Origin of the sequence: Burkholderia sp. TSV86 (genome assembly GCF_001522865.1) — a bacterium.
In the GTDB taxonomy this organism is placed as follows: Bacteria; Pseudomonadota; Gammaproteobacteria; order Burkholderiales; family Burkholderiaceae; genus Burkholderia.
Map to the genome: position 1 here is coordinate 202058 of NZ_LOWB01000109.1, position 24885 is coordinate 226942.

24 protein-coding genes are annotated in these 24885 nt (G+C 65.3%); 17 read left to right on the plus strand and 7 right to left on the minus strand.

The features are described 5' to 3' along the window. The first annotated feature begins 6 nt into the window (after window positions 1-6). The 9 genes from WS68_RS20375 to hslU all read left to right on the plus strand — a co-directional run bounded on the left by WS68_RS20375 (window position 7) and on the right by hslU (window position 9157). Complete coding sequence (locus WS68_RS20375) at window positions 7-891, plus strand: lipid A biosynthesis lauroyl acyltransferase (protein ID WP_059572453.1); 885 nt, start codon at window positions 7-9, stop codon at window positions 889-891. A 35-nt stretch (window positions 892-926) separates the two neighbouring features. Further along, window positions 927-1796, plus strand: a complete 870-nt coding sequence (gene dapF / locus WS68_RS20380) for a diaminopimelate epimerase (RefSeq protein ID WP_059572548.1) — start codon at window positions 927-929, stop codon at window positions 1794-1796. Between the two features lie 34 nt (window positions 1797-1830). Continuing rightward, complete coding sequence (locus WS68_RS20385; RefSeq protein ID WP_059572454.1) at window positions 1831-2553, plus strand: DUF484 family protein; 723 nt, start codon at window positions 1831-1833, stop codon at window positions 2551-2553. Window positions 2554-2587: 34 nt separating this feature from the next. Then, a complete protein-coding gene (gene xerC / locus WS68_RS20390; RefSeq protein WP_059572455.1) occupies window positions 2588-3508 on the plus strand; it encodes a tyrosine recombinase XerC in 921 nt (306 codons plus the stop codon). Between the two features lie 66 nt (window positions 3509-3574). After that, window positions 3575-4939 (plus strand): class I SAM-dependent rRNA methyltransferase, encoded by a 1365-nt coding sequence (locus tag WS68_RS20395; protein WP_059572456.1) that lies wholly within the window; start codon window positions 3575-3577, stop codon window positions 4937-4939. 162 nt (window positions 4940-5101) lie between these two features. Then, window positions 5102-6160, plus strand: a complete 1059-nt coding sequence (locus tag WS68_RS20400) for a CobW family GTP-binding protein (RefSeq protein ID WP_059572457.1) — start codon at window positions 5102-5104, stop codon at window positions 6158-6160. A gap of 386 nt (window positions 6161-6546) precedes the next feature. After that, the gene (gene dksA / locus WS68_RS20405) at window positions 6547-6963 is read left to right on the plus strand and encodes an RNA polymerase-binding protein DksA (RefSeq protein ID WP_006024133.1); all 417 of its coding nucleotides are present in this window, start codon (window positions 6547-6549) and stop codon (window positions 6961-6963) included. Between the two features lie 304 nt (window positions 6964-7267). Next, a complete protein-coding gene (hslV, locus tag WS68_RS20410) occupies window positions 7268-7804 on the plus strand; it encodes an ATP-dependent protease subunit HslV (protein WP_059572458.1) in 537 nt (178 codons plus the stop codon). Between the two features lie 9 nt (window positions 7805-7813). Beyond that, window positions 7814-9157 (plus strand): ATP-dependent protease ATPase subunit HslU, encoded by a 1344-nt coding sequence (gene hslU / locus WS68_RS20415; RefSeq protein ID WP_059572459.1) that lies wholly within the window; start codon window positions 7814-7816, stop codon window positions 9155-9157. 311 nt (window positions 9158-9468) lie between these two features. On the opposite strand, the gene WS68_RS20420 is transcribed toward hslU, so the two are convergent. From WS68_RS20420 to WS68_RS20430, 3 genes are all read right to left on the minus strand, one after another. Then, the gene (locus WS68_RS20420; RefSeq protein ID WP_059517258.1) at window positions 9469-10011 is read right to left on the minus strand and encodes a response regulator transcription factor; all 543 of its coding nucleotides are present in this window, start codon (window positions 10009-10011) and stop codon (window positions 9469-9471) included. Window positions 10012-10079: 68 nt separating this feature from the next. Beyond that, a complete protein-coding gene (locus tag WS68_RS20425; RefSeq protein ID WP_059572460.1) occupies window positions 10080-11420 on the minus strand; it encodes an ATP-binding protein in 1341 nt (446 codons plus the stop codon). Window positions 11421-11440: 20 nt separating this feature from the next. After that, window positions 11441-11674, minus strand: coding sequence for a cysteine-rich CWC family protein (locus WS68_RS20430; RefSeq protein WP_059572461.1), 234 nt, complete (start codon window positions 11672-11674; stop codon window positions 11441-11443). Window positions 11675-12036: 362 nt separating this feature from the next. On the opposite strand from WS68_RS20430, the gene argB reads away from it, so the two are divergent. The 7 genes from argB (at window position 12037) to WS68_RS20470 (ending at window position 18899) form a co-directional block, all read left to right on the plus strand. Then, a complete protein-coding gene (gene argB, locus WS68_RS20440; protein WP_059517251.1) occupies window positions 12037-12936 on the plus strand; it encodes an acetylglutamate kinase in 900 nt (299 codons plus the stop codon). Next, window positions 12933-13754, plus strand: coding sequence for an HAD-IA family hydrolase (locus WS68_RS20445; RefSeq protein ID WP_059572463.1), 822 nt, complete (start codon window positions 12933-12935; stop codon window positions 13752-13754). Before argB ends, WS68_RS20445 begins: the two co-directional genes overlap by 4 nt. Further along, complete coding sequence (gene slmA / locus WS68_RS20450) at window positions 13721-14419, plus strand: nucleoid occlusion factor SlmA (RefSeq protein WP_059572464.1); 699 nt, start codon at window positions 13721-13723, stop codon at window positions 14417-14419. The genes WS68_RS20445 and slmA overlap by 34 nt, the downstream gene beginning before the upstream one ends. A 352-nt stretch (window positions 14420-14771) precedes the next feature. Beyond that, the gene (gene metX, locus WS68_RS20455) at window positions 14772-15917 is read left to right on the plus strand and encodes a homoserine O-succinyltransferase MetX (RefSeq protein ID WP_059572465.1); all 1146 of its coding nucleotides are present in this window, start codon (window positions 14772-14774) and stop codon (window positions 15915-15917) included. Further along, on the plus strand, window positions 15914-16528 hold the full coding sequence (metW, locus tag WS68_RS20460; protein WP_059572466.1) for a methionine biosynthesis protein MetW: 615 nt from the start codon (window positions 15914-15916) through the stop codon (window positions 16526-16528). Before metX ends, metW begins: the two co-directional genes overlap by 4 nt. Before the next feature lie 21 nt (window positions 16529-16549). Then, window positions 16550-17860 (plus strand): AmpG family muropeptide MFS transporter, encoded by a 1311-nt coding sequence (locus WS68_RS20465; RefSeq protein WP_059572467.1) that lies wholly within the window; start codon window positions 16550-16552, stop codon window positions 17858-17860. Further along, complete coding sequence (locus WS68_RS20470; protein ID WP_059572468.1) at window positions 17850-18899, plus strand: M48 family metallopeptidase; 1050 nt, start codon at window positions 17850-17852, stop codon at window positions 18897-18899. Before WS68_RS20465 ends, WS68_RS20470 begins: the two co-directional genes overlap by 11 nt. Window positions 18900-19021: 122 nt before the next feature. Here the strand turns inward: WS68_RS20470 and WS68_RS20475 are convergent, their stop codons facing one another. Next, window positions 19022-19969, minus strand: a complete 948-nt coding sequence (locus WS68_RS20475; protein WP_059572469.1) for an AraC family transcriptional regulator — start codon at window positions 19967-19969, stop codon at window positions 19022-19024. Between the two features lie 489 nt (window positions 19970-20458). Here WS68_RS20475 and WS68_RS20480 point away from each other — a divergent pair, with 489 nt between their 5' ends. After that, a complete protein-coding gene (locus WS68_RS20480; protein WP_059572470.1) occupies window positions 20459-21523 on the plus strand; it encodes an NAD(P)-dependent alcohol dehydrogenase in 1065 nt (354 codons plus the stop codon). 159 nt (window positions 21524-21682) lie between these two features. On the opposite strand, the gene WS68_RS20485 is transcribed toward WS68_RS20480, so the two are convergent. From WS68_RS20485 to gatB, 3 genes are all read right to left on the minus strand, one after another. Then, window positions 21683-22453 carry an exodeoxyribonuclease III gene (locus tag WS68_RS20485; protein WP_059572471.1) on the minus strand — a complete coding sequence of 257 codons (771 nt, stop codon included), beginning with the start codon at window positions 22451-22453 and terminating at the stop codon, window positions 21683-21685. A 41-nt stretch (window positions 22454-22494) separates the two neighbouring features. After that, window positions 22495-23334: a PPK2 family polyphosphate kinase gene (locus WS68_RS20490; protein WP_059572472.1), complete on the minus strand. Its 840-nt coding sequence runs from the start codon at window positions 23332-23334 to the stop codon at window positions 22495-22497. Window positions 23335-23412: 78 nt separating this feature from the next. Beyond that, the gene (gene gatB, locus WS68_RS20495; RefSeq protein WP_059572473.1) at window positions 23413-24885 is read right to left on the minus strand and encodes an Asp-tRNA(Asn)/Glu-tRNA(Gln) amidotransferase subunit GatB; all 1473 of its coding nucleotides are present in this window, start codon (window positions 24883-24885) and stop codon (window positions 23413-23415) included.

Genomic DNA, 24885 nt, shown 5'->3' on the forward strand with positions numbered 1-24885 from the left:
CGCCGCATGCTGAGCCGCCTGGGCACCCAACTCGCCGTCGCGCTGCTCAAATTCCTCGCGATCCTGCCATACGGCTTCACCGCGCGCCTGGGCGACGGCCTCGGCTGGCTGCTCTACCAGATCCCGAGCCGGCGCAAGCGCGTCGTCCACACCAATCTGAAGCTCTGCTTTCCGGACTGGAGCGACGCGCACCGCAACGACGTGGCCGGCAAGCACTTCCGGCATGCGATCCGCAGCTACGTCGAGCGCAGCGTCCAGTGGTTCGGCTCCGAGAAAAAGCTCGACAAGCTGATCGAAGTCGACAGCGAAATCGACCTCACCGACCCGAACCTGCCGCCGACGCTGTTTCTCGGCCTGCACTTCGTCGGCATCGAGGCGGGCTCGATCTGGCTCAACCGTTCGCTGCAACGCCGCTGCGGCTCGCTGTACCAGCCGTTCTCGAACCCGACGCTCGAGGCCGTCGCGAAAGCCGCGCGCGGGCGCTTCGACGCGGAAATGGCGGGGCGCGCCGACAGCGCGCGGATCGTGCTGCGCTGGCTGCGCGACCGCAAGCCCGTGATGCTCGGCGCGGACATGGATTACGGGCTGCGCAATTCGACGTTCGTGCCGTTCTTCGGCGTGCCCGCGTGCACGCTGACTGCCGTCGGCCGCCTCGCAAAGACCGGCCACGCGCAAGTGGTGCCGTTCATCGGCGAGGTGCTGCCCGGCTACAAAGGCTATCGGCTGAAGGTGTTCAAGCCGTGGGACCACTATCCGACAGGCGACGACGCGCTCGACGCGCGCCGCATGAACGCGTTCCTCGAAGAGCAGATTCCGCAGCTGCCCGAACAGTATTACTGGGTGCACAAGCGCTTCAAGACGCGCCCGCCCGGCGAGCCGGGCTTCTATTGACCGCGCCGCCGCATACGCCGCATACAATAGCGTCCATGAAACTCTCGTTCACCAAAATGCACGGCGCGGGCAACGACTTCGTCGTGCTCGACGGCTACACCCGCGCGCTGCCGCCGCTCACGGGCGCGCAGGTGCGCGCGCTCGCCGACCGCCATGTCGGGATCGGCGCCGATCAGCTCCTGCTCGTCGAACGGCCAAGCGTCGACGGCGCCGATTTCAAGTACCGGATCTTCAATTGCGACGGCGGTGAAGTCGAGCATTGCGGCAACGGCGCACGCTGCTTCGTGAAATTCGTCCGCGATCGCGGGCTCACCAGCCAAACAAGCGTGCGCGTCGAGGTCAAGCACGGCGTGATCACGCTGACCATGCTGGATAACGGCGAGGTCGTCGTCGACATGGGCACGCCGGTGTTCGAACCCGCGCGCGTGCCGTTCGACGCGCACGGCCTCGAAGGCCGCCGCGACGGCGCCGACACGTTGTGGCCGCTCGACGTGAACGGCGCGACGCGCTGGATCTCGGTCGTGTCGATGGGCAATCCGCACGCGGTGCAGATCGTCGACGACGTGCAAGCGTATCCGGTGGCCATGGAAGGGCCGGCGATCGAGCGCCATCCACGCTTCGCGCAGCGCGTGAACGCGGGCTTCATGCAGATCGTGTCGCGCAACGAGGTGCGGCTGCGCGTCTACGAACGCGGCGCGGGCGAGACGCTCGCATGCGGCACGGGCGCATGCGCGGCGGTCGCAGCGGGCATCCGGTGCGGCGCGCTCGATTCGCCGGTCGCGGTCCATACACACGGCGGCACGCTGACGATCTCGTGGGACGGCGCGCGCGACGAAGCCGCGCCGCTCGCGATGGCCGGTCCCGCGACAACCGTCTTCGAAGGCGTGATCGACCTGCCCGCCTGACTTTTTATCTGCTGAACCTCTGCCCAAGAAGCCCATGAACGATCGCGAAGTCGCCGACTACCTGCTCGCCAACCCCGAATTCTTCACGCGGCACGCGGAACTGCTCGCGACGATCAAGCTCGCGAATCCGCACGGCAAGGCCGCGGTGTCGCTGCAGGAGCGGCAGATGGAGATGCTGCGCGACAAGAACAAGCATCTCGAGCGGCGTCTGGCCGAGCTGGTGCGCTATGGCCACGAGAACGACGGGCTCGCCGCGAAGTTCAGCCGCTGGACCGCGCGCGTGATCGCCGAGCGCGACCCGTATGCACTGCCGCGCTCGATCGCGGCCGGCCTTGCCGACGTGTTCGACGTGCCGCAAACGGCGCTCAGACTTTGGGACGTCGCCGATACCTACGCGCACGCGGATTTCGCCCGCAATGTCGGCGAGGAGGTGCGGCTTTTCACCAACAGCCTTGCGACCCCCTATTGCGGCGCCAATACCGGCTTCGAAGCCGCGCAGTGGCTCGCGCCCGTCGCGGCGGCCGCGGCGCCCGCCGACGGCGGCGGCAATACGGCGGCGGCCGGCGCGGCCGAATCGATCGCGCTGATCGCGCTGCGCGCGCCCTCGGCCGGCGACACCGACGGCGCGGGCGCGTTCGGGCTGCTCGTGCTCGGCTCGCCGGACCCGCGGCGCTTTCACGACGGCATGGGCACCGATTTCCTCACGCAAATCGGCACGCTCGCGAGCGCGGCGCTCACGCGCCTGCTGCCGCATTGACGGCCGCGCCCGCGACCGCACGCCACCCACTACGATGACCGACGATCCGATCGCCGCGTACCTGTCGAACCTGCGGCACGTCAGGCAGTTGTCGGATCACACGCTGCGCGCGTACACGCACGAACTCGACGAACTGAGGAAGCTCGCGAACGGCCGGCCGCTCGCGAGCCTGAGCGCCGTCGACATGCGCGGCGCCGTGGCCCGCGCGCACGCGGGCGGGCTGTCCGCGCGCTCGATCTCGCACCGGCTGTCGGCATGGCGCGCGTTCTACCGCTGGTTCGCGCAGCGCGTCGAAATGCCGGCGAACCCGGTCGCGACGGTACGCGCGCCCAAGCGCGGCAAGACGCTGCCCAAGGCGCTGTCCGTCGACGATACGGCCGCGCTGATGGATGCGCCGGTGTCCGGCACGCCGGAGAGCGTGCGCGACCGCGCGATCCTCGAGCTGTTCTATTCGTCCGGTCTGCGGCTGGCCGAATTGATCGGCCTGGATGTCGGCTACGTGAACGAAGGCGGCCACCGGTCCGAGGGCTGGCTCGATCTCGCCGAGGCGGAAGTCACGGTGCGGGGCAAAGGCAACAAGGAGCGCAAGGTGCCTGTCGGGCGCAAGGCGATCGATGCGCTGAACGCATGGCTCGCGGTGCGTGGCGAGTTCGTCAAGCACGATCCGCATCCGCTTTTTTTGTCGGTGCGCGGCAACCGGATGTCGCCGGGCGTCGTGCGCGAGCGCGTGAAGCGCGCGGCGCTTGCTGCCGGCATTCCAGCGAACGTGCATCCGCACGTGCTGCGCCATTCGTTCGCGACGCACGTGCTGCAATCGAGCGGCGACCTGCGCGCGGTGCAGGAACTGCTCGGCCACGCGAGCATTTCGGCGACGCAAGTGTATACGTCGCTCGATTTTCAACATCTCGCGAAGATTTACGATAGCGCGCATCCGCGGGCGAAAAAACGCGATTGATACGCGCCGCGCCTGTTTTTCCGAACTCCTTCCCGCCGCGTCCAGCGCGGCCTTTTCGATTCCGACATGCATACCGTTACGCTCAAACCGTCGAAGGACAAATCCCTGCTGCGCCGCCATCCGTGGGTCTATGCGAACGCGATCGAGCGCGTCGACGGCAAGCCGGCGGCGGGCGCGACGGTCGTCGTGCGCGCGCATGACGGCCGCTTTCTCGCGCGCGCCGCGTACAGCCCGCACTCGCAGATCCGGCTGCGCGTGTGGAGTTTCGACGAAGCCGAGCCGATCGACCATGCGTTCTTCAAGCGCCGCGTGCAGCGCGCGATCGCGCATCGGCGCGCATTCGTCTCGGATACCGGCGCAGTGCGGCTCGTATTCGGCGAGGCGGACGGGCTGCCGGGGCTGATCGTCGATTATTACGTCGCCCAGCACGCTCTCCTGGGCGGCACCGCGGTGCCCGCCTCGTCGCAAGACACGGCAAAGCCGGCCCTGCCGGAACACACGGCGGCCAGCCACGGCGCCGAACACGCCGCCCGACCGGCGCCGCCCGCCCATGCGGCCGCGCCGGCAGCCGGCACGGCGCAACCCGAGGCCGGCGCGCAGCGTGGCCAGCTCGTCTGCCAATTCATGGCGGCGGGCGTCGAAGCGTGGAAGGATGCGATCGTCGCGGCGCTCGTTGCAGCGACCGGCTGCCCGAACGTCTACGAGCGCTCGGACGTATCGATCCGCGAAAAGGAAGGGCTCGCGCAGAAGACCGGCGTACTGGCCGGCGACGCACCGCCCGATACGCTGATCACGACCGAGAACGGCGTGCGCTATCACGTTGACGTTCGCCACGGCCACAAAACGGGCTTTTACGTCGACCAGCGCGACAACCGCGCGCTCGTTGCGCAATACGCGCACGAGCGCGACGTGCTGAACTGCTTCTGCTACACCGGCGGCTTCTCGCTCGCCGCGCTCGCGGGCGGCGCGAAGCGGGTGGTATCGATCGACTCGTCGGGCGACGCGCTCGCGCTCGCGCAACGCAATGTGACGGTGAACGGGTTTGACGCCGCGCGCGCCGAATGGCTCGACGCCGACGCGTTCAAGACGCTGCGCCGCCTGGCGGACGACGGCGAGCGTTTCGACCTGATCGTGCTCGACCCACCGAAATTCGCGCCGTCACGCGAGCACGTCGAGCGAGCCGCGCGCGCGTACAAGGACATCAACCTGAGCGGCTTCAAGCTGCTGCGCCCGGGTGGCCTGCTGTTCACCTACTCGTGCTCGGGCGCGATCGACATGGATCTGTTCCAGAAAATCGTCGCGGGAGCGGCCGCCGACGCGCGCGTCGACGCGCGGATCCTGAAGCGCCTCGGCGCGGGCGTCGATCATCCGCTCCTCAGCGCATTCCCCGAAGGCGAGTATCTGAAAGGGCTGCTGTTGCAAATCGCGTGAGCGCCCCGATCTGAGCGGTCTGCGCAGCGCGCCCCCGCCGCCCGAACGGACAGGCGGCAGGGGCTTGACAGGTATGTTTCAATAAAGAGTTGGCACCCAGGCGAGCATCGCACGCCGCCCCTCCCAGTTTCGACCCCGTTTCACGAACCACAGGCGACTGACATGGCCATTCCCGTCACCATCCTCACCGGCTTTCTCGGCAGCGGCAAAACGACCCTGCTCAAGCGCATCCTGAACGAACAGCACGGCATGAAGATCGCCGTGATCGAAAACGAGTTCGGCGAAGAAAACATCGACAACGAGATTCTCGTGCAGGATTCGAACGAGCAGATCATCCAGATGAGCAACGGCTGCATCTGCTGCACGATCCGCGGCGATCTGGCCCGCGCGCTCGCCGACCTGTCCGCCAAAAAACGCGACGGCAAGCTCGATTTCGAGCGCGTCGTGATCGAAACCACCGGGCTTGCAAACCCCGGCCCCGTCGCGCAGACGTTCTTCATCGACAGCGAGATCGCTGACGATTTCCTGCTCGACGCGATCATCACGCTCGTCGACGCAAAGCATGCCGGCGCGCAACTCGACGAGCACGAGGTCGTCCAGCGTCAAGTGGGCTTCGCCGACCGTCTGTTCATCACGAAATCGGATCTCGTCGACGATGCGACGCTCGCGGCGCTCAAGCACCGGCTGCTGCACATGAACCCGAAAGCGACGGTCAAGATGGTGAATTTCGGCGATGCCGACATCAAGGAAATCTTCGACCTGCGCGGCTTCAACCTGAACGCGAAGCTCGAAATCGACCCGGATTTCCTCGCGGAGGATGATCACGACCATGCGCACGATCATGACCACGATCACGCGCATTGCGACCACGATCACGGCCATTGCGCGCACGATCATGGCCATCACCACCACGCGCATCACGACGACAAGATCAAGTCGTTCGTCTACCGCAGCGACCGTCCATTCGATCCGAACAAGCTCGAGGATTTCCTCGGCGGCATCCTGCAGATCTATGGCGAGCGGATGTTGCGCTACAAGGGCGTGCTCTATATGAAGGGCGTCGACCGCAAGGTGGTGTTCCAGGGCGTGCATCAGATGATGGGCAGCGATCTCGCGGCGAAGTGGCTGCCGGCCGAGAAGAAAACCAACAAGATGGTGTTCATCGGCATCGATCTGCCGCGCGAGCTCATCACCGACGGGTTGGACGCCTGCCTCGCGTAAAGTGTGCGTGCTTTGCGCGCGGCGCGCATGAGGCGGGGCACGCGCTCGTCATCGCTTTTTCTCGATTTGCGGGTTATATTTTCAGGATGCCGCTTGACCGGCGGGGGATCGACCCGATACAGCAGTGGCTTGCGATTCAGTTACAATACTCGCCCGCTCGGGGCCACGGAGTAAACGATCGATCCTGGGCCCGCCAGCGCGGCGCGGTCCACCTGCTGGTCAATGCGCAATCCGGCGCGCGGGGGAATCCTGAACGAGAGGGGCGCCGGTATCCGGAGGCTTTCGGCCCCGCCGCAGCGAATGGCAAAGAATTGCAAGGGCTGTTGCGGGTAATCCCAAAGTGCGGGCAATATCTATCGTTCGCCGCACATTGAAGAAGCAAGCAGATGACGAAGAAACTCTTGACCGAAGCCGAAATCCTGAAGATGAGCGACAAGGATTATATGAATGAGGACCAGCTCGCCTTCTTCAAAAATCGGCTCGAACAATTGCAGGCGGAAATTCTCCGCAACGCGGGCCAGACGACCGAGAATCTGCGCGAAACGGTAATCGTGCCGGATCCTGCCGATCGCGCGACGATCGAGGAAGAGCATGCGCTCGAATTGCGTACACGCGACCGCGAGCGCAAGCTTCTCAAGAAGGTCCAGCAGTCGCTCGCCCGGATCGAATCGGGCGAATACGGCTGGTGTGAGGAAACGGGCGAGCCGATCGGCATTCCGCGTCTGCTCGCGCGCCCCACGGCCACGCTTTCGCTCGAGGCGCAGGAGCGTCGCGAGTTGCGGCAGAAGCTGTTCGGCGACTGACCCCTGCTGCGGCGCGGGCTTGCCTTGCGCCCCCAACACGCTTTACAGCAAAGCGCGCGGCCTGCCGCGCGCTTTTGTTTTCCCGCTACGCGTCCGCGCCCCCGCCTTTTTACCGGCTTTTCCCCGCGCTTTTTCGTCGCTCGGCACGGCTCGTTCGCGCCCCGCTCTTGATATTGCGGCGCCTGCCCTAAGATGTGAGAACAATGCGCGGTGAACCGGCCCGCGGGGCCGGTGCTTGCCGCGCGTCGCATCAAGCGGCGGCGCTGGGCGCCCCGCCTCCCCCGGCCTTTCTGAAGGAATACAGATGGAGCAATTTCACGGCACGACGATCGTTTCCGTGCGGCGCGGCGGCAAGGTTGCGCTCGGCGGCGACGGCCAGGTGACGCTCGGCAATATCGTGATGAAGGGCGGCGCGCGCAAAGTGCGCCGTATCTATAACGACCAGGTGCTCGTCGGTTTCGCGGGCGGCACCGCCGACGCGTTCTCGCTCCTCGACCGTTTCGAGGCAAAGCTCGAAAAGCATCAGGGCAACCTGACCCGGGCGGCCGTCGAGCTTGCGAAGGACTGGCGCACCGACCGGATGCTGCGCCGGCTCGAAGCGATGCTGATCACGGCCGACGCGAACACGACGCTCGTCATCACCGGCAACGGCGATGTGCTCGACCCCGAAGAGGGAATCTGCGCGATCGGCTCGGGCGGCGCCTATGCGCAAGCGGCCGCGCGCGCGCTCGTGGAGAACACCGATCTGTCTGCGCGCGATATCGTCGAAAAAGCGCTCGAAATCGCGGGCGACATGTGCATCTATACGAACCACAATCGCGTCATCGAGACCATCGAGTAAGGAGAAGCCGTGAGCACCATGACCCCTGCCGAGATCGTTTCGGAACTCGACAAGCACATCATCGGGCAAAACAAGGCGAAGCGGGCTGTCGCGGTCGCACTGCGCAATCGCTGGCGCCGCCAGCAAGTGGCCGAGCCGTTGCGCCAGGAAATCACGCCGAAGAACATTCTGATGATCGGGCCGACGGGCGTCGGCAAAACCGAGATCGCGCGCCGCCTCGCCAAGCTCGCCGACGCGCCGTTCATCAAGATCGAAGCGACCAAGTTCACCGAAGTCGGCTACGTCGGCCGCGACGTCGATAGCATCGTGCGTGACCTGATCGAGATCTCGGTCAAGCAAACCCGCGAACTCGAGATGCGCAAGGTGCGCTCGAAGGCACAGGACCAGGCCGAGGACCGGATTCTCGACGTGCTGCTGCCGCAGCCGCGCGCGGTGGGCTTCGGCGCGAGCGCCGAGCATGCGAACGACGACAACAACGCGACCCGCCAAACGTTTCGCAAACGCCTGCGCGAAGGGCAGCTAGACGACAAGGAAATCGAACTCGACATCGAGCAGCCAACGCTCGGCATGGACATCATGGCGCCGCCGGGAATGGAAGAGATGACCGAGCAGATCCGCTCAATGTTCTCGAACCTCGGCGGCGGCAAGAAGACGCGCCGCAAGCTGAAGATCAAGGAAGCGCTGAAGCTGCTGATCGACGAGGAAGCGGCGAAGATGCTCAACGACGAGGAAGTGAAGACGAAGGCCGTGCAGAACGTCGAGCAAAACGGCATCGTATTTCTCGACGAGATCGACAAGATCACGTCGCGCAACCACGAAGGCGGCGGCGGCGAGGTATCGCGGCAGGGCGTGCAGCGCGATCTGCTGCCGCTCGTCGAAGGCACGACGATCAACACGAAGTACGGGATGGTGAAGACCGACCACATCCTGTTCATCGCGAGCGGCGCGTTTCATCTCGCCAAGCCGAGCGACCTGATTCCCGAACTGCAAGGGCGCTTTCCGATCCGCGTCGAGTTGGATTCGCTGTCCGTGAAGGACTTCGAAGCGATTCTGGTCGCGACCGATGCAAGCCTCGTCAAGCAGTATCAGGCGCTGCTCGCCACCGAGGACGTGCGGCTCGAATTCGCCGATGACGGCATCCGGCGGCTTGCCGAGATCGCCTGTGCGGTTAACGAGAAAACCGAGAACATTGGCGCGCGGCGCCTTTATACGGTGATCGAGAAGTTGCTCGAGGAAGTGTCTTTCTCGGCCGGCAATCACGCCGGTCAGCAAGTGACGATCGATGCGGCTTATGTCGATCACGCGCTCGGAGAGGTATCGAAGAACGAGGATCTGTCGCGCTACGTGTTGTGACGACCTGACGATCGCGGCAGCCGGCAACGCCGCGCATCAACGAAGAACGGGCAGCCCTTGGCGGGGCTGCCCGTTTTTTGCGGCGCGCTTCGCTAAGACGCATCGCGGGGCTCACTCGTAGCCCGAAAATCGCCCATCGTGCGAGCCGGAGCCGGGCCGGTTATGCATCGGCGGCGGCGTTCGAGGCGGCTCGGTCGCGCGGCCTCGAAAATATCCGTGATCCATTCGTCGGCGCTTGCCGGGCGGGCCGCCGCGATCACCACGCCTGCCGAACGAACCGCCTGCCGCGCCGAGGCGGCCGGCACAGCCGCTCACTGCCGCACCGGCTTCTTCGCGAGCTTGCGTTGCAGCGTGCGCCGATGCATGTTGAGCGCACGCGCGGTCGCCGAAATGTTGTTGCCGTTCTCCGCGAGCACACGCTGGATGTGCTCCCATTCGAGCCGATCGACCGATAGCACGACCGGATTCTCGATCGCCTCCTCGGCTTGCAGTTCGCTCGCGTTCGTCTGCAGCGCGGCAAGAATCGATTCGACGTTCGCGGGCTTCGCAAGATAGTTGTCCGCGCCGTCCTTCACCGCCTGCACCGCGGTTGCGATGCTCGCGTAGCCCGTCAGCACGAGAATCCGCGCGTCCGGCTGCAAATCGCACAACGGCGCGATCAAGCTCAGTCCCGAATCGTCACCGAGATGCAGATCGACGGTGATGAATTGGAATTTCTCCGCGCTGGCGAGCTTGAGCGCATCGTCCTTGCCGTGCGCCTGACGCACCGTGTAACCGCGGCGCTCGAGGCCGCGCGCGAGCGTGCCGGCGAATACTTCGTTATCGTCGATCACGAGAAAATTCTTGTCGCTCATTGACATTGCTCCATCTTTCCAGCGGTTTGCGTTCATCATTCGGCCCGCGCGATTGGGCCCGTGCGTGCTCAAGCTGCGTCCGCGCCCGGGCTGGCGCCGCTCTCGCGCTCGACCGGCACGCGCAAGATCGCCCGCGTGCCGCGCCCGGAGGCGGCCTGCGCCGAACGCCCCGGCGCCGCGCCCGCCGGACGCGGCTTCGCATCGGCAAGCTCGATCGAGCCGCCCAGGCGCGCCGCGGCGCTAAACGCAAGGTACAGGCCGACGCCATGGCCGCCCTGCGTGCTGTCGACCGGCATCGAGCCGAGCGCATCGCGCAGCGCGGCCGGAATGCCCGCGCCGTTGTCGCAAACCTCGAATACGATTTCATCGCGCGCGCCGTCATGCACGATCGCCGCCGCCAGCGTAACGCGATCGCGGCTCGCGCGGGCGGCATTGTCGAGCAGGATAGTCAGGATCTGGCCGACCGCGACCGTGTCGTCGAGCACCACGCCGCGCGGCTGCGGCCCGAGCTGCTCGAACCTCACGTGCGGATGGCGCAGCCGCCAGTGCTCGACGAACGTGCCGAGCCAAGCGGCGACCGACTGGCGGTTCGGCCGCTCGGACGCGCGGCTGCGCAGCCGCGCGAGCGCCGACGTGCACTGCGACATCTGCTCTTCGAGCACCTTCAGATCGGCGTCGTAGCGCGCAAGGCCGGGATCGGTGCGGGCGGCCTCGCGCAGTTCCTCGGTCAGCATCGCGATCGTCGATAGCGGCGTGCCCATCTCGTGCGCGACGGTCGCCGCCTGCACGCCGAGCGCGACCGCCCGCTCGTCGCGCAAGAGTGCCTGCTGCGCTTCGCCGAGCGCCGCGTCACGTTGCCGCAGCGCGCTCGACATGCGCGCGACGAACCATGCGATGAGCCCAACGCTCACCATGAAGTTCACCCACATGCCCGCGCGAAAGTAGTCGAACAGATTCGCCGGATTGTCCAGATTGAGCGGCACCGAATCGAAGCCGAGCGCCAGATAGCACGCGACCGCGAACGCGGCGAGCCAGATCATCAAATGCCAGGGCAGCACCGCGGCCGCGATCGCGAGCGACGGTAGATACAGCGACACAAAAGGATTGGTCGTTCCGCCCGACAGGAACAACAGCGCCGACAGCGCACCCAGATCGACCCAGAGCTGGCCGAGCAACTCGAAATTGGTCTCGGGGCGCGCACGCAATACGCGCACCCAGGTCAGCGCATTGAAGACGATCTCCAGCGCAATCACCATCAGCATCGCGGGAAGCGGCAGATGCACGCCGAAATAAGCCTGAACGACGGCAATCGTGACGAGTTGACCGATGATTGCGAGATTGCGCAGCCAGAACAGATGGCTCAGGTTGACGCGGCCGCTGGCGGTGGTGATCGTGATTCTTCGTTGCATCCGCGCAGTGTAACCGCCGCTCAGCCTTCGCGTGTTGCGCCAACGCCCGACGACACGCGCGGCGCGAGCCGGTCGGCAAGGCATTGCGGGCATAGACAGCGCCCGCCCGTGGCGGGCTGAGCGCCGGGTGGCAGCGCCGGCATCGCCGCGCACCAGCAGGCAAACGGCTGCATGCGCACGCCGCAGTCGAACGCACTGCCGCAGTGCGGGCAGCGCTTGCTGACAAGATCGGATGAAGCGGCTGGGTTGGTCATCGCTAAACGGGAATCGGTCGGTCAGGCGAGGTGGAATAGAAAAAACACGGCGAGACGCCGGCAAAATCAGCGGCAAACGCGGCGGCCGCCGGCCATGCCGAACGCCGCAATACGATCCGCCCGATGCCGCCGCCAGACCGCGTAAGCGCTACGCCATTCCCAAGCATAAGCGCCGCACACGAAAAATGCATGTGCGCCGCTTCGAAAAACCCGTTCGCGCACCTTGTTCGCTCCGTCCGCCCACACGCGGGCCACCTCGGCCGAACGGCCAAAAACCGCATGTTGCACTGCGACACTCCTGTACAATTCGGCCTGTTTCGACTGCCTGCCGTTTCAACCGCTTCGCACCCAGAGTCGCCGCCATGTCCGATCCCCTCGATTTGTCGCAGATCTCGCCCACGCTGAAAGCCGAAATCCTCGCCGAAGCCCTGCCGTACATCCGCCGATATCACGGCAAAACCGTGGTCATCAAATACGGCGGCAACGCCATGACGGAAGAACGGCTCAAACAAGGCTTCGCGCGCGACGTGATCCTGCTGAAGCTCGTCGGCATCAACCCGGTAATCGTGCACGGCGGCGGCCCGCAAATCGACCATGCGCTGCGCAAGATCGGCAAGCAGGGCACGTTCATCCAAGGCATGCGCGTGACCGACGAGGAGACGATGGAAGTCGTCGAATGGGTGCTCGGCGGCGAGGTGCAGCAGGACATCGTGATGCTGATCAATCACTTCGGCGGCCACGCGGTCGGCCTGACGGGCAAGGATGGCGGCTTGATCCACGCGCGCAAGCTGTTGATGCCGGATCGCGACAACCCCGGTCAATACGTCGACATCGGCCAGGTCGGCGAAGTCGAGGCGATCAATCCGGCTGTCGTGAAGGCGCTGCAGGACGATGCGTTCATCCCGGTAATCTCGCCGATCGGCTTCGACGAGGAAGGCCTGTCGTACAACATCAACGCCGATCTCGTCGCGGGCAAACTCGCGACCGTGCTGAACGCCGAGAAGCTCGTGATGATGACGAACATCCCCGGCGTCATGGACAAGCAGGGCAAGCTGCTCACCGACCTGTCAGCGCGCGAGATCGACGCGCTCTTCGAAGACGGCACGATCTCGGGCGGAATGCTGCCGAAGATCTCGTCCGCGCTCGACGCGGCGAAGAGCGGCGTGAAATCGGTCCATATCGTCGACGGCCGAATCGAGCACTCGGTGCTGCTCGAAATCCTGACGGAACAGCCGTTCGGCACGATGATCCGCTCGCATTGAACGCGCGCCGCAAGCCTGCTCACGACGCGCCGCTGCCGGCCGGCGGGATACAGCCTGCCGGCCGGCAGCGGCCGTCCGGGCGTCGCTCGCGGCGCATCCGGCCGCTCGCGGGCGGCCCGGTGTGGCTGTTCGATCTCGACAACACGCTGCACCATGCGACGCACGCGATCTTCCCGGCGATCAACCAGGCGATGACGCAATATCTGGTCGACGCGCTGCAAATCGAGCATGCGCGCGCCGACCATCTGCGCAAGCATTACACGCACCGCTACGGCGCGGTGTTGATCGGCCTGGCCCGCCACCATCCGATCGATCTGACCGATTTTCTGGAAGCCGTCCACACGTTCGCCGATCTGCCGGCGATGGTGCGCGCCGAGCGCGGGCTCGCCCGGCTCGTCGCCGGGCTGCCCGGGCGCAAGATCGTACTGACGAACGCGCCCGAAACCTATGCGCGCGACGTGCTGCGCGAGCTGCGCATCGAGCGGCTGTTCGAGCGCGTGATCGCGATCGAGCAAATGCGCGATCGCCGCGGCTGGCGCGCGAAACCGGACGCGGCCATGCTGCGCCGCGCGCTGCGCGACGCGCGCGCGCGCCTGTCGGACGCCATCCTCGTCGAAGACACGCGCGGCCACCTGAAACGCTACAAGCGGCTCGGCATCGGCACGGTCTGGATCACCGGACATCTGCCCGGGCACTTACCGCGCCACGGCCGGCCGCACTATATCGACCGTCGCATTGGTTCGCTAAAATCGCTGAGACTGGGCTCTCGATCGGGGCGACGAAAATGCAGCCGACTCACCCGCAAGATCCGGCAGTAACCACAGCGGCCGACGGCGAACACCCCGCGGCTTACCGCCCGCGCACGCGCCCGAAGCCGGGCGAGCGCCGCATTCACATCCTGCAGACGCTCGCCTCGATGCTCGAAGCGCCGAAGCGCGAAAAAATCACGACCGCCGCGCTCGCCGCGCGCCTCGACGTCTCGGAGGCCGCGCTTTACCGCCATTTCTCGAGCAAGGCGCAGATGTTCGAAGCGCTGATCGCCTTCATCGAGGAAACATTCTTCGGGCTCATCAACCAGATTGCCGCGAACGAGCCGAACGGCGTGCTGCAGGCGCGCTCGATCGCGCTGATGCTGCTCAATTTCGCGGCGAAAAACCCTGGGATGACGCGCGTGCTGACGGGCGAGGCGCTCGTCGGCGAGGATGAGCGCCTCGCCGAGCGCATCGATCAAATGCTCGAGCGCATCGAGGCATCGGTCAAGCAAAGCTTGCGCGTCGCACTCGCCGAAGCCCGCGCCGGCAACGGCGCTCCCGCCACACACGCCAGCAATGCGCTGCCGCTGCCCGACGGCTACGATCCGACGCTGCGCGCGAGCCTGCTGATCAGCTACGTGCTCGGCCGCTGGCATCGCTATGCGAAAAGCGGTTTCACGAAAGCGCCCGCCGAGCATGCCGACGCGCAGTTGCAGCTCATTTTGCAGTAGCGGCAACGCGCGCGGCGGCGCACGCGCGTCACGCCTTTGTCATCCGGCAAATCCGGTCGCGCGGTGCCGAAGCGCGCAACCGGGCCGGCGGCCGCACGCAAGCCGAGCGCTCAGCCGAGCATTGCCGTCGCCCTTTTTCCGTTATACTTGCCCGACTTGTCGTCGCTGCGCTTCTTGCAGCGGCGCCCGGAAAGCGCGCCGATTTGCTGACTCGATTGCGGGCGCGCGAACCGGCAGAGGCTTGCCTCCCGCCGGTTCACTACAAATGCGGCTAAAGAGGTCGTCAGCCGCGCTCCCTAGCCTCTCGCGCATGCCGGACACCGTTTAGCCGCCCAGTCATCAGGCGCAAAGAATGGAATCGATCGGCATCGTCACGCCACAAACCCTGCATTTCGCCGAACCGCTGCGCTTGCAAAGCGGCAACGTGCTCGGCAATTATCAGCTCGTGGTGGAAACCTACGGCACGCTCAATGCCAAACGCTCGAACGCGGTGCTCGTCTGCCACGCGCTCAACGCGTCGCACCACGTCGCGGGCGTCTACGCGGACGATCCGCGCAGCATCGGCTGGTGGGACAACATGGTCGGGCCGGGCAAGCCGCTCGACACGAACCGCTTCTTCGTGATCGGCGTGAACAATCTCGGCTCGTGCTTCGGCTCCACCGGCCCGATGAGCATCGATCCGGCAACGGGCACGCCCTACGGCGCGCGCTTTCCGGTTGTCACGGTCGAGGATTGGGTGCATGCGCAAGCGCGCGTCGCCGATGCGTTCGGCATCGAGCGCTTCGCCGCGGTGATGGGCGGCAGCCTCGGCGGCATGCAGGCGCTCGCGTGGAGCCTGCTGTATCCGGAGCGCATCGCGCATTGCATCGACATTGCGTCGACGCCGAAGCTGTCCGCGCAGAACATCGCGTTCAACGAAGTCGCGCGCTCGTCGATCCTGTCGGACCCCGATTTCCACGGCGGCGACTACTACTCACACGGCGTGAAGCCGAAGCGCGGCCTGCGTGTCGCGCGGATGATCGGGCACATTACCTACCTGTCCGACGACGACATGGCCGAAAAATTCGGCCGCGCGCTGCGCCGCGCGGACGGCGCGCTCGATGCGTACAACTTCAATTTCGACGTCGAGTTCGAGGTGGAATCGTACCTGCGCTATCAGGGCGACAAATTCGCCGACTACTTCGACGCAAACACCTATCTGCTGATCACGCGCGCGCTCGATTACTTCGATCCGGCCAAGGCGTTCGGCGGTGATCTGACCGCGGCGCTCGCGCATACGACGGCAAAATATCTCGTCGTCAGCTTCACGACCGACTGGCGCTTCGCCCCCGAGCGCTCGCGCGAAATCGTGAAGGCGCTGCTCGACAACCGCCGCCAGGTGTCCTACGCGGAGATCGACGCGCCGCACGGTCACGACGCGTTCCTGCTCGACGACGCGCGCTATCACAACCTGCTGCGAGCCTATTACGAACGCATTGCCGACGAGGTGGGCGCATGAATCCACAAGCATTGAATACGCTGTCCGCGCGGCCGGACTTTCGCACGATCGCGCGCTGGGTCGAGCCGCGCGCGAGCGTGCTCGATCTCGGCTGCGGCGACGGATCGCTGCTGTCGCTGCTGACCGAGGAGCTGGAGGTGTCGGGCTACGGCGTCGAAATCAACGACGCGGGCGTGCTGGCGTCGATGAAAAACGGCATCAACGTGATCCAGCAAAACCTCGAGGATGGGCTGCGTCTGTTCGGAGACCATAGTTTCGATTTCGCGATCCTGTCGCAGACGCTGCAAACGATCCATCAAACGGCCGCGATCCTGCGCGAGACGGCGCGGGTCGGCCGCGAATGCATCGTGTCGTTTCCGAACTTCGGCTATTGGGCGCACCGGCTGTCGGTGTTGCGCGGGCGCATGCCGGTGTCGAAATCGCTGCCTTATCAATGGCATAACACACCGAACGTGCGGGTGCTCACCATCAAGGATTTCGAAGCGCTCGCGCCGGAGGTCGGCGTCGAGATTCTCGACCGCGCGGTGCTGCACGAAGGGCAGCCGATTCGGTGGGGAGTGAACTGGCGTGGTAGTCTTGCGGTCTACCGCGTCAAGCGGATACAACCCTAGTTCGACCATCTTCGTAGCTCGATGACCAAGCCGCCGCACGACGCGCCCGCCCTCAACGCCCATGAGGACCACCCAGGTTGGCGCGCCTATCTGAACACACACATGCTGATTTGCGTCTTTCTCGGCTTCACGTCGGGATTGCCGCTTTTCACGCTCGTCTATCTCGTGCAGGCGTGGCTGCGCTCGGAAGGCGTGAACCTGAAGGAAATCGGCCTCTTCGCGCTCATTCAGTTCCCCTACACATGGAAATTCCTGTGGGCGCCGCTGATGGACCGCTTCGTTCCGCGCCTGCCGGGCTGGCGCCCGGGGCGGCGGCGCGGCTGGATGCTCGTCACGCAATTGCTGGTCGCGCTCGCGATCGCGGCGCTCGGCTTCGTATCGCCGCGCGATTCGATCTGGACGGTGGCCGCGCTGACGACGCTCGTCGCATTCTTCGGCGCGAGCGCCGACATCGTGATCGACGCGTATCGCCGCGAGTTGCTGCGCGACACCGAGCAGGGCCTCGGCAACGCGGTGCACGTGAACGCGTACAAGATCGCCGCGCTGGTGCCGGGCTCGCTGTCACTGATCCTGTCCGACCATCTGCCGTGGAATGTCGTGTTCGCGGTCACCGGCGCGTTCATGCTGCCCGGCATCCTGATGACGCTCGTCGTGCGCGAGCCCGAAGTCCGCGGCACGCCGCCGAAAAGTTTGACGGATGCGGTGATCCTGCCGTTTCGCGAATTCATTAGCCGGGACGGCTGGCGCGGCGCGCTCCTCGTGCTCGGTTTCATCTTCCTCTACAAGCTTGGCGACACGATGGCGACCACGCTGTCGACATCGTTCTTCCTCGACCTCGGCTTCAATAAGACGCAAATCGGCGTGATCGCGAAAACCACCGCGCTGTGGGCAAGCCTCGCGGGCGGCATTATCGGCGGCGTCTGGCTCGTGAAGATCGGCATCGCGCGCGGGCTGTGGATCTTCGGTATCGTGCAGCTCGTCTCGACGCTCGGCTTCGCGTGGCTCGCGAAAGCGGGCCCGCAGCCGGCGCTGATGGCGCTCATCTATGGCTTCGAGACGTTCTCGACGGGCCTTACACTCGCCGCGTTCACCGCGTACATCGCGAGCACCACCGATCCGCGCTATACGGCGACGCAGTTCGCGTTGTTCACGAGTCTCGCGTCAGTGCCGCGCACGCTGGCGTCGGCGTCGAGCGGCTTCATCGTGTCGCAGATCGGCTGGTTCGACTACTTCCTCGTCTGCACCGCGCTCGGCATTCCCGGCATGCTGCTGCTCATCAAAATCGCGCCGTGGAGCAGCGCCACCCGCGACGAGGCCGCCCGTGCCAGCTAGGCTGCACGCCGCCCGGCTCGCGCTGACGATCGCGGGCGGGATCGCGTTCGGCGCAATCGGTCCGGCTGGCGTTCGGCCATGCGCGGCCGAAGCGGCCATCATCGCCGACGGAGCCGTCCCTGCGGCGCCTTCGGCGCCCGGCGCGCAGCCGACAGCCAGCGCGCCTGCATCGGTCGCGACGGCTGCCGCAAATGGTGCGTGGCGATATGGCCACGCCGAGCCGCAAGTGCGCTACGGCAACGCGCTCACATTTCGCAGTCTGATTCCGTCGCCGCTCCTCGAGCAACTGACCGGCACCGAGTTCCGGCAAACCATTCAAGACGCCTCCCAGCGCAACCGGCTGTTGCCGCCGAACAATCCGCGCGTGAAGCGGTTGCGCATGATCGTCACGCGGCTCGCACCTTACGCGGTCAAATGGAACGAACGCGTGAAGGGCTGGAACTGGGAAGTCGCGGTGCTGCGTTCAGACAAGATCCGGGCGTTCTGCCTGCCGGGCGGCAAGGTGCTCGTCGACAGCGCGCTGTTCGACAAACTGCGCCTTGCCGACGACGAACTCGGCGTGCTGTTCGCGCACGAGATCGCGCACGCGCTGCGTGAGCATGTGCGCGCGAGCCTCGGCGAGCAGCAGGCCGCGCCATTCGGGGCAACGCGGCTGCCGCCGCTGTTCGGGCTGTCCGAGCCGGTGCCCGAACCGATCGGCTCCATCGAGCGATTCGCGTCGGTCCGCTACGATCCGACCGATGAAACGGAGGCCGACGTGATCGGCGGCGACATCGCCGCGCGTGCGGGCTTCGATCCGCGCGCGGCGCTGCCGCTGTGGGACAAGCTCGCCGCCGCGACCCGCGGCGACCAGGACAACGGCCTCATCCACGCGCACCCCTACGATGCGCGGCGCCGGAACGATCTGCGCAAGCGGCTTGCCGATCTGATGCCGCTCTACAAGAAGGCGCTCGACAAGACGAGCACGAAGCGTGCGGACGACGCTAAAACCGGCACGGCGGACAATACGAAGGCACGTGAGGTGGCAGCGGGACGCTGAAGGCGCGCCGTGCACGGCCGCTCGTTGCGCGCGTCCGTTGTGGTTGGATTTCGCCGTTCCCCGCTCGCCGTTCCCCGCTCGCCGTTCCCCGCTCGCTGCCGCCCGGCGTGCGCACGCCTGTGTCACCCCGCCGCGTCGAGTCCGGTGGGCTGCTGGCCCGCCGGCAGTTGCATCCAGCGGATTTCGTCGCTCGGGCTGCGCCCGAATAAACGCTTGAACTCACGGCTGAACTGCGATGCGCTCGCATAACCGACACGCGCCGCCGCCGCGCCCGCGCTCAATCCGTCCTGTACCATCATCAGCCGCGCGTGATGCAGCCGCGTCGTCTTCACGTACTGCATCGGCGACGTCGCCGTCACGCTTTTGAACTGCGCATGAAACGCGGCAACGCTCATGCCCGCCTCGCTCGCGAGCGTCCCGACATCGAGATCGCCGCTTAGATTCGCGTGAATCCTCCTCAGCGCCTTGGCGACCCGCCCAAATTGATGCTGCTGCGCGAGCGCCGCGCGAATCGCGTCGCCTTGCGCGCCCGTCAGCACTCGATAGCCGATCTCGCGCATGATCGAAGGCCCCAACACGCGCGTATCGAGCGGCGACACCAGCGCTTCGAGCAAACGCAGCACCGCATCGGCGAGCGGCATGTCGAGCGGCGTCGAATAAATGCCGCGCGGCTCGCTCGCCGCCGCGCCGTGCGTTTCGTTCAGCAAAATCGCAAGCTCGGCGATCACCGCGAGATCGATGCGGATCGAGATCGCGAGAAACGGCTCGGCGCGCGTTGCATAGGTTTCGCATTCGAACGGCATCGGCACCGACAGCACCAGGTACTGCTGCGCGTCATAAGCGAAGGTCTCCTCGCCCAGATAGCCGCGCTTGCGGCCCTGACACACGACGACGATGCTCGGCTCGTACAGCACCGGCACCCTGGGCACCGGCCGATTCGCGCGAATGAAGCGCACGCCTTCGACAGCGGCACACGTCGAGCCTTCATTGGGAGCAAGGCAGCCGAGCAACTCGACCATGCGGCGCTGCACGCGCGCGCCGGCGTCGTCTAAAAAGGGTTCGAAGCTCATTGAACAAGATGCGCACACAAGAGAATCAGGCTTGCAATCTAGCATCGGAACCGCACCGGCGCGCTGCGCACGGTGCAATTCGAGAGAAATAGGCAAGCATTGCGGACCTTCAGGTATTCCGCCGGCTTGGACGCGTGCTTACGATGTGCACCCGTGCTGCCGCATCGCCGCATTCGTGCGTCGCGCCACGCGCGGCACCCGTCTTTTCGGCCGGCCGGGCATTATTGGTTCGGCGTGCGCAGTATCGGATCAGCGCAGGAATTCGAGCGTTTGCCCGGCCGGCATCGCTGCCGAAGCGTCGACTTCAGCCGATTCCTTCGGCCGGAACCGAGATGACGGCGAGGGAGCGGTAAAGCGCCCGTTCCCATTGATGGTTTTTACCTAGGGTAAGGGCGACGGCTGAAGCCATTGCCCGGATCGACTGACTGTTTTACATCCGACCGGAATAGGCGCCAAGCCTCTTGCTCCGGTCGACACCGAGGAGCTTCCATGAGCACGACCTATGCTTATGCGGCGTCGAGCGCCACCACGCCGCTCGCGCCGTTCGAATTCCAGCGCCGCACGCTGCGCGATCTCGACGTGCAGATCGACATCCTCTATTGCGGCGTCTGCCACTCCGATCTCCATCAAGCCCGCAACGAATGGAAAAACAGTCTCTATCCGGTCGTGCCGGGGCATGAGATCGTCGGCCGCGTAACGGCCGTGGGCCCGCACGTCACGCGCTTCAAGACGGGGGAGCTGGTCGGCGTGGGCTGTCTCGTCGATTCGTGCCGCACGTGCGCAAGCTGCGCCGAAGGGCTCGAACAATATTGCGAAAACGGCTTCGTCGGCACCTATAACGGCCAGGACCGCGTGACGGGCGACGTCACGTTCGGCGGCTATTCGACGCAAATCGTCGTCGACGAGGCGTTCGTGCTACGCGTGCCCGACACGCTCGATCCGGCCGGCGCCGCGCCGCTGCTGTGCGCGGGAATCACGACGTACTCGCCGCTGCGCCAGTGGGGCGCGGGGCCGGGCAAGAAAGTCGGCATCGTCGGGCTCGGCGGCCTCGGCCATATGGGCGTGAAGCTCGCGCGCGCGATGGGCGCGCACGTCGTGCTGTTCACGACGTCGCCGTCCAAGATCGACGATGGCAAGCGGCTCGGCGCGCACGAGGTCGTGATCTCGAAGGACGCCGCGCAGATGAGCGCGCACCTGAACAGCTTCGATTTCATCCTGAACACGGTTGCCGCGCAGCACGACTTGAATCCGTTCCTGCACCTGCTCAAGCGTGATGGCACGATGACGCTCGTCGGCGCGCCGGAGCACGACCATCCGTCGCCGCAGGTGTTCAACCTGATCTTCAAGCGCCGCCGCTTGGCGGGCTCGCTGATCGGCGGCATCGCCGAGACGCAGGAAATGCTCGATTTCTGCGCGCAGCACGGCATCACGTCGGACATCGAAATCATTCCGATGCAGCAGATCAATGCTGCCTATGAGCGGATGCTGAAGAGCGACGTCAAGTATCGTTTCGTGATCGACATTGCGTCGCTGAAGCCGAAGCTCGCAGCCTGACGGCTGCCGCGGCTGTGCACCGAATACGCCCTTGGCCGATTCGTCGGCCCAACGGCGGGTTCGGACAGGAAGCGACCGGATATCTCGAATCCGCCAATACGTTTGCAAACCGCGCGGCCGCGCATCGCGCGGCCCGCGCGCGTCAGGCGCGCGGGCCGCTCATTTGTAATCGTAGTCGACCGTCAGCGGCGCATGGTCGCTGAACTTGATGTCGCGGAAGATCGACGTCCGTTTCGCGGTGCTCGCCACGCCCGGCGTCGCGATCTGGTAATCGATCCGCCACCCGACGTTGTTCGCATACGCATTGCCGCGATTGCTCCACCACGTGTATTGCTCGGACCGCGGGTCGAGCGTGCGGAACACGTCGACATAGCCCACATCGTCGAACAACGCCGTCAGCCATGCGCGCTCTTCGGGCAGGCATCCGGAATTCTTCTGGTTGCTCTTCCAATTCTTGATGTCGATTTCCTTGTGGACGATGTTCACGTCGCCGCACAAGATCACTTCGCGCTTTTTCTTCAGCTCGGCCAGATGCGGCATGAATTCTTTCATGAAGCGGTATTTCGCCTGCTGACGCTCGTCGCCGCTCGAACCGGACGGCACGTACACCGACACCACCGACAGTTTGCCGAACCGCGCCTCGACGTAACGGCCCTCCGCGTCGAATTCGCTGCTGCCGTAACCGATGATCACGTCATCGGGCTCGCGGCGCGAATAGAGCCCCGCGCCGCTGTAGCCTTTCTTCTGAGCATGGTGAAAGTAGCTTTTGAAGCCGTGCGGCTCGACGAATTCGGCGGGCAGATCGTTCGCCGACACCTTGATTTCCTGCACGCAGACGCAATCGGCGCTCTGCTCGCCGAGCCAATCGAAGAAACCTTTTTTCGCGGCCGATCGGATGCCGTTCAGATTCGCGGTAATGACACGCAGCATGATGATGGATTCCGTCCAGTAAATGCGTTTTCCGTTGCGGCTTATTGGATCTTGACGCCAGCGAGTTCCTGCTTCGCGGGCGGATAATCGAGCTTCATGCCGGTCAGGGCGCGCAACAGCAGCTCGGCGATCATCACGTTGCGATGCGTTTTCGAATCGGCCGGGATCACGTACCACGGCGCGTGCTCGGCGCACGTCGCGGCAAGCGCGTCGCGATACGCGGCCTGGTATGCATCCCAATGCTTGCGCGCGTCGAGATCGGACACGTCGAACTTCCAATGCTTGGTCGGATCGTCGATACGCGCTTGCAGCCGGCTGCGCTGCTCGTCCTTCGAGATGTGCAGGAAGCACTTGACGATCGTCGTGCCCGATTCGACCAGCATCTCCTCGAACTGGCGAATTTGCCGGTAGCGCCGCTCGCATTCGTCCCGGTCGATCGCGCCGAGCACGCGCGGCACGAGCACGTCCTCGTAATGGCTGCGGTTGAAGATCACCAACTCTCCCGCCGCGGGCGCCTGCGCATGCACGCGCCAAAGAAAATCGTGCGCAAGCTCGACGGGTGTCGGCGCCTTGAACGACACGACGCGCAAGCCGAGCGGATCGACTTCGCGAAACACCGCGCGCACGGTGCCGTCCTTGCCGCTCGTGTCCATTCCTTGCAGCACCAGCAGCACGCGCTTGCGGTTTTGCGTATGCAAACGCTCCTGCTGCGCGTCAAGCTCGAGCGACACCGTCGACAGCCGCTCTCGATCGGCCTCCTTCGAGCCCGCCGAGAACGGCTTGGCGGCCGGATCGAAAGCATCGAGCGCGAATGCGGCGGCCTCCTTTTCGCGCGTGTGGTACGGCACGCGGTAATCGTCGAGCGACGGTTGCTTGGCCATCGGCACCTCCTGAAATCGATGCGGGAATCGGCAAATCGCAGGCGCGCGGTGCCGGGCGCGCCGGCACCGCGCGCCCGCTCAGCCGAGTTTCTTCTTCAGCAGCTCGTTGACCTGCTGCGGGTTCGCCTTGCCCTTCGTCGCCTTCATTGCCTGGCCGATGAGCGCGTTGAACGCCTTCTCCTTGCCCGCGCGGTACTCGTCGACCGATTTCGCGTTCGCGGCAAGCACCTCGTCGATGATCGCTTCGAGCGCGCCGGTGTCGGAGATCTGCTTCAAGCCCTTCGCGTCGATGATGCGGTCGGCCGCGGCTTCGTCGGTTGCCTTCTCGTCCCAGATCGTCACGAAGATTTCCTTCGCGATCTTGTTCGAGATCGTGCCGTCGGCGATCCGCTGCAACAGCAGCGCGAGTTGCGCGGCCGACACCGGGCTCGCGTCGATGTCGATGCCGTCGCGGTTGAGCTGCGACGATACGTCGCCCATCAGCCAGTTCGCGGCCGTCTTCGCCTGCGCGGCACCGGCCTTCGCGACCACAGCCTCGAAGTAGGAAGCCATTGCCTTGCTCGACGTCAGCACGCTCGCGTCATACGACGTCAGGCCGTACTGATCGACGAAGCGCTGCTGCATCGCGGCGGGCAACTCGGGCATCTCGCCTTTCACGCGCTCGATCCAATCCGCGCCGATCACGAGTGGCACCAGATCCGGATCGGGGAAATAGCGGTAATCGTGCGCATCTTCCTTGCTGCGCATCGAGCGCGTCTCGCGTTTGTCCGGGTCGTACAGGCGCGTTTCCTGCACGACCTCGCCGCCGTCCTCGATCAGCTCGATCTGGCGGCGCACTTCGTAGTTGATCGCCTCTTCGAGGAAGCGGAACGAATTCAGATTCTTGATTTCGGCGCGCGTGCCGAACTTTTCCTGGCCGAGCGGCCGCACCGATACGTTCGCGTCGCAGCGAAACGAGCCTTCCTGCATGTTGCCGTCGCAGATGCCAAGCCATACGACGAGCGCATGCAGCGCCTTCGCATATGCCACCGCCTCGGCCGCACTGCGCATCTCGGGCTCGGTGACGATCTCGAGCAGCGGCGTGCCCGCGCGGTTCAGATCGATGCCCGTCATTCCCGCGAAATCCTCGTGCAACGACTTGCCAGCGTCCTCCTCGAGGTGCGCGCGCGTCAGATTGATCGTCTTCGCATACGCCTGCTGGCCGGCCTTTTCATTCGCGCTCACCTGAATCGTGATCTGCCCGCCCTGAACGACGGGAGTCTCGTACTGGCTGATTTGATAGCCCTTCGGCAGATCGGGGTAGAAATAATTCTTGCGCGCGAAGATGCTGCGCGGCGCGATCGTCGCGCCGATCGCCAGACCGAAGCGGATCGCCCGCTCCACCGCGCCGCGGTTCGCGACAGGCAGCACGCCCGGCAGCGCGAGATCGACCGCGCACGCCTGCGTGTTGGGCGCCGCGCCGAACTGCGTCGGCGCGCCGGAGAAAATCTTCGAGACGGTCGACAGTTGCGCGTGCGTCTCCAAACCGATAACGACTTCCCATTGCGTCAT